General features: G+C 68.2%; 12 protein-coding genes. 8 read left to right on the top strand and 4 right to left on the bottom strand.

Annotation, left to right across the window (positions count from 1 at the left end):
* Positions 1 to 147: 147 nt before the first annotated feature.
* The gene (locus tag AB0I18_RS16490) at positions 148 to 798 is read right to left on the bottom strand and encodes a DUF4360 domain-containing protein (RefSeq protein WP_363106160.1); all 651 of its coding nucleotides are present in this window, start codon (positions 796 to 798) and stop codon (positions 148 to 150) included.
* Between the two features lie 390 nt (positions 799 to 1,188).
* On the opposite strand from AB0I18_RS16490, the gene AB0I18_RS16495 reads away from it, so the two are divergent.
* The gene (locus AB0I18_RS16495; protein ID WP_363106161.1) at positions 1,189 to 1,974 is read left to right on the top strand and encodes a DeoR/GlpR family DNA-binding transcription regulator; all 786 of its coding nucleotides are present in this window, start codon (positions 1,189 to 1,191) and stop codon (positions 1,972 to 1,974) included.
* Positions 1,975 to 2,017: 43 nt separating this feature from the next.
* Positions 2,018 to 2,395, top strand: a complete 378-nt coding sequence (locus AB0I18_RS16500) for a DUF4406 domain-containing protein (RefSeq protein ID WP_363106162.1) — start codon at positions 2,018 to 2,020, stop codon at positions 2,393 to 2,395.
* 412 nt (positions 2,396 to 2,807) lie between these two features.
* Here AB0I18_RS16500 and AB0I18_RS16505 read toward each other — a convergent pair whose 3' ends face one another.
* A complete protein-coding gene (locus tag AB0I18_RS16505) occupies positions 2,808 to 4,073 on the bottom strand; it encodes an ROK family transcriptional regulator (RefSeq protein WP_363106163.1) in 1,266 nt (421 codons plus the stop codon).
* Positions 4,074 to 4,616: 543 nt separating this feature from the next.
* On the opposite strand from AB0I18_RS16505, the gene AB0I18_RS16510 reads away from it, so the two are divergent.
* Complete coding sequence (locus AB0I18_RS16510) at positions 4,617 to 5,960, top strand: family 43 glycosylhydrolase (protein WP_363106164.1); 1,344 nt, start codon at positions 4,617 to 4,619, stop codon at positions 5,958 to 5,960.
* Positions 5,961 to 6,505: 545 nt separating this feature from the next.
* The gene (locus tag AB0I18_RS16515) at positions 6,506 to 7,279 is read left to right on the top strand and encodes a hypothetical protein (protein WP_363106165.1); all 774 of its coding nucleotides are present in this window, start codon (positions 6,506 to 6,508) and stop codon (positions 7,277 to 7,279) included.
* Between the two features lie 28 nt (positions 7,280 to 7,307).
* Here AB0I18_RS16515 and AB0I18_RS16520 read toward each other — a convergent pair whose 3' ends face one another.
* Positions 7,308 to 7,910 (bottom strand): XRE family transcriptional regulator, encoded by a 603-nt coding sequence (locus tag AB0I18_RS16520; RefSeq protein ID WP_363106166.1) that lies wholly within the window; start codon positions 7,908 to 7,910, stop codon positions 7,308 to 7,310.
* A gap of 297 nt (positions 7,911 to 8,207) precedes the next feature.
* Here AB0I18_RS16520 and AB0I18_RS16525 point away from each other — a divergent pair, with 297 nt between their 5' ends.
* Positions 8,208 to 8,807 carry a class I SAM-dependent methyltransferase gene (locus tag AB0I18_RS16525; protein ID WP_363106167.1) on the top strand — a complete coding sequence of 200 codons (600 nt, stop codon included), beginning with the start codon at positions 8,208 to 8,210 and terminating at the stop codon, positions 8,805 to 8,807.
* A gap of 111 nt (positions 8,808 to 8,918) precedes the next feature.
* On the opposite strand, the gene AB0I18_RS16530 is transcribed toward AB0I18_RS16525, so the two are convergent.
* On the bottom strand, positions 8,919 to 9,782 hold the full coding sequence (locus tag AB0I18_RS16530; RefSeq protein WP_363106168.1) for a LysR family transcriptional regulator: 864 nt from the start codon (positions 9,780 to 9,782) through the stop codon (positions 8,919 to 8,921).
* Between the two features lie 117 nt (positions 9,783 to 9,899).
* On the opposite strand from AB0I18_RS16530, the gene AB0I18_RS16535 reads away from it, so the two are divergent.
* Genes AB0I18_RS16535 through AB0I18_RS16545 form a run of 3 tightly spaced genes read left to right on the top strand, consistent with a single transcriptional unit; the run spans position 9,900 to position 11,699 of the window.
* Positions 9,900 to 10,559 carry a dihydrofolate reductase family protein gene (locus AB0I18_RS16535; protein WP_363106169.1) on the top strand — a complete coding sequence of 220 codons (660 nt, stop codon included), beginning with the start codon at positions 9,900 to 9,902 and terminating at the stop codon, positions 10,557 to 10,559.
* Positions 10,556 to 11,131: an NAD(P)H-dependent oxidoreductase gene (locus AB0I18_RS16540; RefSeq protein ID WP_363106170.1), complete on the top strand. Its 576-nt coding sequence runs from the start codon at positions 10,556 to 10,558 to the stop codon at positions 11,129 to 11,131. Before AB0I18_RS16535 ends, AB0I18_RS16540 begins: the two co-directional genes overlap by 4 nt.
* Positions 11,121 to 11,699, top strand: coding sequence for a hypothetical protein (locus AB0I18_RS16545; protein WP_363106171.1), 579 nt, complete (start codon positions 11,121 to 11,123; stop codon positions 11,697 to 11,699). Before AB0I18_RS16540 ends, AB0I18_RS16545 begins: the two co-directional genes overlap by 11 nt.
* Positions 11,700 to 11,952: the final 253 nt, after the last annotated feature.

Consider the following 11,952-nt stretch of genomic DNA (forward strand, 5'->3'; position numbering starts at 1 on the left):
GCCAACGCCATCACGATCAGGGTGTCGATCGGTTATGGCGAGCGCAGGCCCCCTTCCAGGCCATGTCTTCATCGGACCAGAAGGCCTCACGACAGAGGCTGTCCCTTGGCCGGCTCCGGTGTGGTGGAGTCGGCCAAGGGGGTCGGGTCAGGAGCTGGGGCACTCCTTCCAGGCCAGGTGGTAGATGGTGCTGATGTCACCGTCCGTCGAGTCCATGGTCATGAAGCTGGTGCTGCCAGGGGCGGACGTGCCCGCGTTGACGCGGAGTTCGGTGTTGATGTTGAAGTTCCGTTGCACGCCGCAGGGCGCCCAGACCAGTTGAGCCCACTCCGTCGTGTCCGTGGCCTGCCAGTTGTCGTTGTACGGGCCCCTGAAGGGATGGGTGATGGAAGCCGTGTTCGGCGACCCCTGGAAGTAGTACGAGGCCTTCTCGGTGCTGCTCGCGCCCGGCTGGAGCGAGGCGAAGCCGCGGTAGTCCGCGCTGGCGATGGCGTACGTGAAGCCCTGCGGGACATGAACGATCAGGTTGATCTGGCAGTTCTTGCGGAACGCGGTGGGGTCGGAACTGCCGCCGACCTGGGCCAGGTAATCGCTGTAGGTCACCGTGAAGGCCGTGTTGTCCGGGGACACCGCGACGGCGGCGGTGCCCTGGGGGCAGCCCGAGCCGTTCACCGTGGCGACCTTGATGACGATCTTGTCCGGGGGCGGGTCGGCGATCCCGGAGGACGGGTCCTGCGCGGGGAGTGCGGTGGCGAACAGAGTGGCGATCGCGCCACTCAGAAGCAGCCCACCAGCCATGGTGCTCCAATCCGTTGCGTCGGTGTTCCGGCGGCGGGAACGTGTCCTGCCGCGAAATGGGGGGTGCGGCCTCCGCGTACGCGGAGAGCCGTCGCAGACCAGGTGCGGGGATCGGGCATGGTGCGATGCGGTCATGTGCATGCCAAACATGCACACGCATGACCCCGGTCTTGTGAAGGAGCTGTGAAGGCCGGGTGCGGTCGCAGCGTACGTGCACCTGCCGGGAGCAGCCAGGGCGAACTCCAGCCATTCCCGTCGGCACCTTCCGGCCCTCGGTCTCGGGCACTGCGGAGCCGTTCCGGAGCACTCAACCCCACCGGTGGTGCGTGCAATCCGTCCAACTCGCACATCTGAGTGTTCAAACGAACGTAGGCATGTTAGAATAGGGCTATGGGTGTCGCCAATCGTTTGGACCTGACCCTGCGGCTGGTGCAGGGCTCCGGCAAGGTTTCCGTGTCCGAGCTCTCCCAACGCCTCGGGGTCTCGGAGATGACCGTGCGCCGGGACCTCGACGCGCTGGAGCGGCAGGGCCTGGTGCGTCGGGTGCACGGCGGTGCGGTCGCCGACCGCCGCCGCGAGGAGGGCGGGGGGTTCGCCGCCCGAGAAGCCTGGCAGGCGGCCACGAAAGACCGGCTGGGCGCGGCCGTGGCGGCGATGGTGGCGCCAGGCTCACGCGTGCTGCTGGACGCGGGGACCACCACCGTGCATGTCGCGGAGCACCTGGCAGAGCGGGCCCCGCTGACGGTTGCCGTGCTGAGTCTGCAGGCGGCGTCACGTCTGGCGGACCGCCAGGGGATCGAACTCCTCGTAGTGGGAGGCCGGTCGCGTCCGGGTGAGCGCTCGTTGGTGGGGCCGCTGGCACTGCGGACCCTGGAGTCGTTGAGCTTCGACTGTTTCGTGATGTCCATCGGCGGCGTGCACGCCGAGCACGGCTGGTCGGAGTTCTCCCTGGACGACGCTGCCGTCAAGCAGGCTGGGCTCGCCCAGTCCGCTCGTACGATCACGGTCGCGGACGCCACCAAGCTCGGTGTGCGCGCGTTCAGTCAGGTCGCTCCGCTCGGTGCCGTGGACTGCTTCGTCACCGATGCCGCCGCTGAAGATCCGCAGACCCATCCAGGCGGTCCGCAGACCCTTCAGGCCCTGCGGGAGTCCGGTGTCGAGAACCAGCTGGTCTGACGCCCCGCCCTACGCACCACGGACCACATCAAGGAGTAGCTCTGTGAAGACTGCCGCGTGCTCGCTGATGATCCTGGTCGCCGGTCCGTACCGGTCCGGCACCGGAGACGACCCCGACAAACTCGACGCGAATGTGAGAGCGATGAACGAGGCCGCCCTGCAGCTGTTCCGCGCCGGCCACCTGGGTGTCACGGGTGAGGCCCTCGCCCTGCCGCTTCTGGAGACCGCGGGCAGCACCCGGCCCGGCGACGCGGCGTACGAGGAGATATTCCACGCCGTCGCCGAACAACTGCTGTCTCGCTGCGACGGGGTACTGCGGATCGGCGGCCCCTCTGAGGGCGCCGACCGGATGGTCGCCCGGGCGCGCGCCTGGGGCAAGGCCGTCTTCACCGACCTCGACGACGTCCCGGCCGCCCGGTGACAGCGGGCACCGACACGCCGGACCGGCACGGACGCACCGGCCCGCACCGGCATGGACGCGATCTCACCGGCAGCCCCCGGGCACGGATCCGACCGACACAGCCTACGGACCCGAGAAGGCCATACCGGCCCTCTCCGCCGATCTTCGGACGCTCGCGGCCGAGTCGCTCGCCCGCATCCTCGATGACGAGTCCGGACTGGCCGCAAACTGGGTTGACCCTGCTGACGTAAGCCAATGGCTCACCATAATCAGCCGCCTTCGCACAGCGCCGGCCCCGTCACCCGAGTCCTGCGGCATCCCACTCTGTGACATTGACGCGTAACGCTGCATTACTGGTCACGGCACCTGTGCCAGACCCCGATGAACAGCGTCACAGGCACTCCGCGGCTTCACGGGCCGCAATCCCGGTTCGTCAGGGACGGACACGGGCGGCTGGTTCGGCGGGGGAGTCGAGTGAGTCGGAAGCGCCCTTCACCTCGCCGGTTTCGGGATACCTCGCAAGGAGGGGTGAGCTGTGAAAGACGGCGGCGAGGGCACCGATGGCGCCGTCGTCGTCCGAGAGCCGCGCCGCCTCGACGACGGGACTCGCTGACGCGGTAGGGAAGACCTCGGCGGCGAGAGTGGCGGCGACCTGCTCCACGACGACGGGCGCCAGCCGAGTGATCTCGCCGCCGATGACCACCTTCGCCGGATTGAGGGTCATCGTGGCCGCTCCGACGACGCGTCCCAGCGCCACGGCCGCCTCCCGCAGCACCCGGTCCGCGACGGGGTGCGCGCCCGCCACGGCGGCCGCCAGGCCCTGGAGGTTTTTCAGGCGGAGACCGTATTCCCGGCAGGTGGCGAGGATCCCGGGGACCGAGGCCACCGTCTCCAGGCAGCCTCGCTTGCCGCACCGGCACGGCCGGCCCGCGGGTTCGACGGTCACGTGCCCGAGCTCGCCGGCCAGCCCGGCGGAGCCGGTCACCAGCCGGCCACCGACGACGAGCCCGCCGCCGACACCGTCCGACAGGCGTACGTACACCAGGTCGGCGACGCTGCCGGCGCCGCTGATCGCCTCGGCGAGGGCGGCCAGACGGGTGTTGTTGTCGACGATCACCGGCGCGCGGAAGCGTTCGGCGAAGGCCACGTCGACGCCCTCCGGGGCCGGCCGGAGCACGGTCGTCCCCGACGCGGCGCGGGGCCAGGCCGCTCCCTCCGGCGCCGGATACGGCCCCGGAACCCCGATGCCGATGCCCTGAAGCGCTCCGAAGTGGACGCCGGCCTCGCTGCTCAGCCGGTCGAGCAGCCCGAGTGCGAGCCCGGTCCGGGTCTGCCAGGACGCGGAGTCGTCGTACCGGACGGAGCCCGAGACCATGATGTCGTGCGCGGCGTCGGCAACGGCGACGTGGGCGCGCCGGTGGCCGAAGTCGAGGCCCATGAACTGGGCCGAGGCCGGGTCGAGCGCCAGCCGCTCGGCGGGGCGCCCACTGCCTTCGCGCCGGGCGGCATCGGTGTCCACGACGACGATGGCGCCTCGTTGGAGGAGGCTGCCGGTGATCTCGGAGAGGGTGGTGCGGGACAGGCCCACGACCCGGGCGATCTCGCCACGGCTCATGGCGCCGTTCTCCTGCAGCGCACGGAGTACGCGGTCCTCATGGACACGCCTGACCAGCGCATGTGCTCCGGTGGGCATCTGCATGCCGGTCAAGGTAAGGAGGCCGGAATGTTTCGTCAACATTCCGACAGAAAGCGGTGAGCTGACCCGTCCCCGGCGATGGCGCATGTCCTGCAGACAAACGTTTCGGCGTACGGGAGGGCGAGGAACTGAGCGCTCCGGCCGGATTTATTCGGGGTGTTGACAGAAATGAGGGGCGATTCGCATGCTGTACACCGAGGCCAAGCAGGAACGGCCCTGCGTATTCGCGGCCCACTCAGCCGGAGCGGGTTGCTCGGCCTCGGCGGGCTGGCCAGGTCGACCCTGTACGACGCTGTCACGCGGCTTGTCGCCGACGCGCCGTCCTCGCCCGCAGGCCGGGCTCCGGCCGGCGCAGACCCGGTCGTACGGTGATCGGCTTCGCCCACTTTCCCGTCGACCCGGCCGCAGTCGAGGGCGAAGACAAACTCATCGCCCCGGCATTCCAGAAGCAGAAGGCCGGACGCCGGTCGGCGGCCCTCCCGGACAGGGCACCGGCGTCCCCGACCACAACGAAGACAACCAAGGCGACGAAGGAGAACGTGACTGATGACCAGCACTGACAGCGGGCAGCCCCGACGGTCCCTGTTAGCCGGCATCGTCGGCCTGGGAGCGGCGGCGGCCCTGCCCACGGCCGCTGCGCAGGCGGCGCCCGCGCCGGCCGAGGCCGCGCGGCCGGGGCGCTACCCGTTGAACTGGCCCGACCCCGAGCCGTACGGACGTGCGGACGCCCGGCGGGACCTGTGGCCGCGGGAGGACAACTCCTTCGTCCTGCGGCTCGAACTGCGCCCCCGTGACGAGGAGCTCGGCCGGGTATGGATCCGGGACACCTACGTCAACTGCTTCGTCATCGACGGTCGGCCGGTCTATGTCGCCACGGGCACCACCAACGCGCCTGGACGCGACGGGCCCACCCCTTGGAACGACGGCATCTTCGTGTGGGTGTCGTCCTCCATCGAAGGGCCGTGGACGCTGGTCGACACCACCGGCATCCGGCCCGGCGCCGAGAAGGGCAAGGTGTGGTCACCGGAGTTCGTCGGTGAGAACGGGCCAGGACGCACGGTCGTCGCTCCTTGGCAGGAGTACTGGCACGACGACCGGTTCGGCAAGCGCGGCAACGTCTGGGCCCCGGAACTGCACTACGTCCGCGGGAAGTGGTACATCGTCGCGTGCACGGGCGACCACTCCCGCAAGGTCGGCTCGTTCATGCTCGTGAGCGAGGGCGGCGTCGAGGGCCCGTACCGGCTCATCGAGGGCAACTTGGACAAGCCCTTCGGTGACTCGATCACCGGCGGGCCGGACTTCATCGAACCCGGCGCCTACTTCCACATCGACGGCGGCCTCTACGCCGAGGGCCAAGACGCGTGGCTCGTACTGCACAACGACCTGTACGCCAGGTTCCGGGACGACATGGAGGACATCGTCCCGACCACGAACCTCCCGAAGTTCCAGCAGAAGCCGTACTCACCCGAGCCGTACCTCGAAGGCGCCCACGTGTTCAAGTATGAGGGCAAGTACTACCTCGTCCAGGCCGCCTGGGACTGGAAGTCGGACAATCTCGACGGCACTACGCGGCATGCCTACGCCAATCACGGATCGCGTCGCCGGCAGTACCAGTACGACGCGGTCGTCGCCGTCGCGGACGCCTTCGAGGGTCCGTACTCCGAGCGGTGGACCGCGGGTGTCGGCGCCGGCCACAACAATTTCTTCACCGACCATCACGGCCGCCCGTGGGCGACGTTCTTCCGCAACCCGGCCGCCGGCTATTGGGACGACCCCGCACGCGAAGCTGACGCCGCTGTGCCCGGTGTCGTGCAGCTGGAATGGACCGGACCGGCGGGCAACCGCCTGTACGTCAAGCGCCGCGACCTTGGTCGCACGGTCGGTGGCTGACCAGGCGGACGACGGTCAGCAAGGCCGACCAGGAAGGGAAGAGCGATGCAGCAGGAGCCGACCACACGGCTCGGCATACCTCGTACGCACCCCGCGGTGCGGCAGCCGTCACGCCGACGGCTGCTCGGCATGACCGGTGCGACTCTCCTCACCGCGGGGTGGAGCACAACGGCACAGGGCCGTCCGGCCGGGGAGGGAACTCCACCACCGGAAGCGAAAGCCAAGGGGCACGGGCACGAGTTCGGACAACGCTCCGGACGGCGCGTTGGGGGTGAACTTCAACGAAGACCCCTCCGAGATGGACTTCTCCCAGTTGCAGGCTCTCTCGGCCGGCTGGGTACGCGGTTTCATTCCGATGCGGGACATCGACCAGGGCGACCCGGCGAAGTAGAAAGCCGTCGCCGCCCTGCTTGCGGCGGGCCGGCAGGGATACAAAACCGTCCTCTCGCTGAAGTTCCCCTTCAACCGTCGGCCACTTCCCTCGGCGGACAGCGATGCCATGGACGCCGTACTGAAGGGCGTGGACGCAGTACTGCGGGGCCGTTATGGGGAAGGTGGACATCCTGACGATCGGCAACGAGTCCTTTCTCGAAAGCCGGCGCGAGGATCACAACAGCACTCTCAACGCCTTCTACGAGAAGGTGGCCGCGCACGTCATCGCTCACCGCAAGAAGCACTTCGGACCACATGGCAGGACCCGCCTCTACATGGGGGCTCTCAACCACCTCGACAATCCGAAAGAGATCATCCCGGCGACCGAGCGCTGGATGACGTTCGTCCGTGAGACGCCGGACATCAAGGGTGTCGATATCCACCCGCACGTGGTGTCCCTGGAGGCGGCCGACAAGTATCTCGACTACGTCCTGCCCCGCCTGCACGAGGACCAGAAGTTCCTCGTCACGGAGTTCTCCCTGGTGCTGTACTGGGAGAAGCACATGCGGGACAAGGTGTCGGCACAGTTCGCCGAGCGCTACGACGTGGATCCGGTTAAGCAGGTATGGCAGGTGATCGCGGAAGCGATCCGGAACCCCTTCACCCAGAAGAAGTGGGATGACTTCCTCTCCATGAGCCCATGGTTCGAAAGCCGCAAGGGCTATCTGACGAACCAGGTACGGAAGTTCCGGGAGACGGGGAAACTGGCAGTGGCCACCTACAGTGTGTCGCAGATCGAATCCATGGTGGAGGGATTCGACCCCGACAAAAAGCCGTGGCTGCTCAATCCGTTGTACGCGAACCGGACCGTCCAGCAGGACGAGAACGGAATGCCCGGACGGAACTACGCGTGGTTCGAGGAGTTCCGGGCGCTGCAACGCTCCTGAGCCTTCGGCACCTTGCGCGCGGCGCCACTCAGACGGATTGGGAGTGGTCGGGGCGGTATCGGGCTCTGATGTGGACGCGTTCGCCCTGGGGTCCGAGAATGCTGAGGAATTCGACGGGGCGTTCGTCGGCGTTGCCGAACCAGTGCGGGAGGTGGGTGTCGAATTCGGCGACTTCGCCCTCCGTGAGGATGAAGTCGTTGTCGCCGAGGACGACGCGGAGGCGGCCGCGCAGGACGTACATCCAGTGGTAGCCCTCGTGTGAGCGGGGGTCGGGTTCGCGGCCGTCGGTCAGGCCGGCGGGCAGGATGTGCTTGAACGCCTGCAGCCCGCCGGGTTTGCGGGTCAGTGGGACGACGGTCATGCCGTTGCGGGTGAAGGGCTGCGGGTACACCCGGGGGTCGAGCTCGGCCGGGGCGCCGATCAGCTCGTCGACCGGCACCTGGTGGGCCCTGGCCAGGGGCAGTAGAAGTTCCAAGCCCGGTTTGCGTCGGCCGGACTCCAGCCGGGACAGGGTGCTGATCGGAATGCCGGTGGTCTCGGACAGGGCGGTCAGGGTGACGCCGCGGCGACGGCGCAACTCGCGCAGTCGGGGTCCGACGGCGGCGAGCACGGCGTCGAAGTCGTCGTTCATCCCTTCACCGTGCCCACGTTTTGCATTTTCTGCAAAGAACTTTGTCGAAATGCCGCAGTGGGGGGAGCTTGGTGTCGGAGGTGGTCACGATGACGCGCGAACCCCAGGTCAGCAACGTTGATCGATGACCGCCAGCCCTGGAACGCGCCGGCTGCCCACACGTATGGCTGCCTTTCCCACGGCGGTGCCCCGCTCAACACCCTCGCGGTCGGCGTCACCACGAACCCACGTCGGCGGCAATGGCCTGAGCGCACCCGTGGGACCGCCACCAAGGAACCAACGAGAGGACCGAGCGTCATGAGCTCCCAGCACTGGGACGCGATGTATCGCAGCCGCGACCAAGTATTCAGCGGTAACCCCAACGGCGTGCTCGTCACCGAGGTCACCGACCTGCCACCGGGCCAGGCACTCGATGTCGGATGCGGTGAGGGCGCCGACGCGGTGTGGCTGGCACGGTGCGGCTGGCAGGTCACCGCGGTCGACATCTCCGAGGTCGCCCTACGGCGCGCCAGCACTGCCACCGACGTCCAGGGCCGTGTGGTGTGGACACGGGCCGATCTCCTCACCGTGCCGCCTCCGGCAGGCGCCTTCGACCTGGTGTCCGTCCAGTACTTCCCGCTCAAGCGTCAGCCGGGCCACGCGGCGTTGCGCGGCCTGCTGGCAGCCGTCGCCCCCGGCGGCACGTTGCTTTTCGCCACTCACGCACTCGGGGATCTGATCCCCCGTCAGGAGGATGGCTTCGACCCCGCCGACTACTACCAGCCCGACGACATCGCCCAACTCCTCGGCCCCGCCTGGAACATGGTGACCAACGAGACCCGCCCACGCACCGTTCCGGCTCTCGCGGGCACCCACCACACCCGCGACAGTGTCCTGCGAGCACGCCGACTGCCGTGATCCAACGTCCACCCGCCTGCCCGGCCGGAGCAATCTCCCACCCACCTGGACGTCTCACCGCTGCGTCCGGTACGCCTCGGAAGGACGCATGGTGACGCCATCCTTGTGGAGCTACCGGGCGGCGTCCTGGACGGCTTGGATCAGCGCCTCGGTGGCGGGTGGGTCGGGTGGATCGCCGTAGGTGACGATGTAGATCCGTCGGGAGGAGTCGGGTATCTCGGTGGTGTGGACGTCGGGCAGGCGGTGGGCGCGGAGCGAGAGTCCGGGCAGGGTGGTGACACCGATGCCGGCGGCGACGAGCGCCTGCACGACGACCATGTCGTCGCAGACGGACTCGATGCGCGGGGTGAAGCCATACCGTCCGCAGACGGCGGTCAGTTCGTCCTGGCATCGTTCGCAACCGCCGATCCAGGCGGAGTGGCGATGGTTCGCGATGCTGTCGTCGGGGCGTCGGCTCACCAGGTAGATCGGATCGTCGGCGATATGGACCATGCGGAAGCCTTCTTCTTCCAGCGGAGCGTGCGCGTACCGGAACACGAGTGCGACGTCGATCTCGCCGTGTCGCAGCATCTGCAGCGCTTCGACCGGATGACGGTCGACCACGCTCAGCGTGAGGCCCGGATGCGCCCCGGTGAGCGTGGTGGCCGCCTTCGGCACGATCGTGCTCAGCGCGGACGAGTTGGCGGCGAGGCGGACCCGCCCCGTCCGCAGTCCGACCTGCGCGGTGAGCTCGTTGGTTGCCGCGTCGACCCGTCCCACGATCTCGGTGGCCCGGTTGGCCAGCAGTTCGCCCTCAGGGGTCAGCCGGATCCCACGGCCCACCCGCTGGACGAGCTTGACACCGGTGGCCGCCTCCAGGCGGGACAGGTGATGACTCACCGACGGCTGCGAGTAGTGCAGCTCCCTCGCCGCTTCGGTCACGGACCCGTGTCGTGCCACTGCGGCCAGCACCTTGAGATGGACCAGGTTCAGCACATATCAAGGATATCGATGTGAGCTTCGAAGGATTGGCATTAGACGTCATCCACCTGTCCGTCCATGCTCTTTGGTGAGGGCGCCGGACGGCGGCGCCGAGCCGACTGTGGAGGCACGATGAGCAAGCTCAGGTGTCACATCTCGATCTCGCTGGACGGTTTCGTCGCCGGCCCGAACCAGAGCGAGGAGAACCCGCTCGGCGAGGGTGGCGAGCGGCTCCACGACTGGGTGGTCCCGCTGGCCGCCTTTCGCCGATCCCACGGCGAGCAGGGGGGCGACGTGAACGCGAGCACACCGGTCTTCGAGGAGTCGCTCGCGAACATCGGCGCCGCGGTGATGGGCAGGAACATGTTCGGTCCCATCGGCGGTGGTGCCTGGGGCGACGAGCCGTGGACGGGCTGGTGGGGTGAGAACCCGCCCTACCACTACCCCGTGTTCGTCCTCACCCATCACTCGCGTGATCCGGTGGAGATGGCGGGAGGGACCACGTTCCACTTCGTCACCGACGGAATCGAGTCCGCGCTCGATCAGGCGAAGAAGGCCGCCGGCGGCAAGGACGTCATGCTGTGGGGCGGCGGCCACGTCGCTCGGCAGTACCTGGCAGCGGGACTGCTGGACGGGCTCGAGCTGCACGTCGTTCCGGTGCTGCTCGGCGGCGGTTCTCGCCTCCTCGACAACCTCGGGGACGCGGACGTGCGACTCGAGCAGGTCCGGGCCGTCGAGGCGCCCGGCGTCACCCACCTCAAGTACCGGATCCTGCCGGGTACTCCATCGTGATCGACGTAGCGATCATCATCGGCAGCACCCGTCCCGGACGCAAGGGTGAGGCGGTCGCCGACTGGGTCCATGACCTTGCGGGCAAGCGCGGCGACGCCAGCTTCGAGGTGGTGGACCTGGCCGACTTCGCGCTGCCGCCCCTGGACGAGCCGATGCCGGCGATCACGGGCCAGTACACCCAGCCGCACACCCACGCGTGGGCAGCGAAGATCGCCTCGTTCGACGCCTACGTGCTCGTGACACCCGAGTACAACCACTCGGCACCCGGCCCGCTGAAGAACGCGATCGACTTTCTCTACGCGGAGTGGACCAACAAGGCGGCCGGGTTCGTCGGTTATGGAAGCGCCGGGGGCGCCCGCGCCATCGAGCACCTGCGGCTGGTGATGAGCTGTCTCCAGGTCGCCCACGTCAGCGCGCAGGTGGAGCTGTCACTGTTCACCGATTTCGAGGACTTCACGGTCTTCCGCCCGGCGGGACGCCACGAGGAGACCCTCACCACCCTGCTGGGTCAGGTCATCGCCTGGGGCGCCGCACTGAAGGTACTGCGTGGGGGAGAGCACCATGGAGGCTGATCGCCTGCGGACGTTCATCGACGACGTGGGACTCGTGGTGAGCAGTACCGACGACGAGCACGAGATCACGGCGCGGGTCGCCGAGCTGCTGTCCGCCCTACTGGCCGGCGGCTACCGGCTTCCGCCGGAGGTCACGCGATCATCGTCCGTGCGTCACGTGACGTATCCGCTCCACATCGCTCCCGACGACACCTGGTCGATGGCGTCCGTGGTCTGGGACGTGGGCCAGCGGACCAATGTGCATGCGCACGATACGTGGGGCGTCGTCGGCATCTACGCGGGAGTCGAACACGAGATCCGGTACGTCAAGCCGGCGGAGTCCACCGTGAGCGTGCCACTGACGCCGGCCGGCGAGGCGCGGTGGGCGCCGGGGCAGGTGACCGTCTGCTGCACCACCGATGACGATGTCCATGCCGTCGCAGCCGTCGGCAGTGAACCCACCGTCGGGATCCACGTCTACGGCGGCAACATCGGTACGATCAGACGGCGCTCGTACGACCCTGCCACCGGCGAAGCCCGCTGGTTCGTCTCCGGCTGGGACAGCCCCGACGACGTGCGGGGCCGGTGACAGGCAGCGGTCTGGCGCGTCGCGTGTTTCTTCACGTGGGAAAATTGCCGTAAAGGTGCACCAGCAGACCTCGGCTCGTTCGGCAGGGTTTCTTTGTCTCAGGGGTGCCGAAACTGTCCCGTTTCGGGGTCCAATGGAGAGCCAGGCCCTTCGTACCCGCGCCGGTCAGAAGAGGCACGCAATGGATCTATGGCTGATCTGGTTGATCGTCGCAGCCGTGTTGGCCGTGGCGGAGATCTTCACCCTTACCGCT

The sequence above is a fragment of the Streptomyces sp. NPDC050704 genome (assembly GCF_040654355.1).
Classification (GTDB): Bacteria; Actinomycetota; Actinomycetes; order Streptomycetales; family Streptomycetaceae; genus Streptomyces.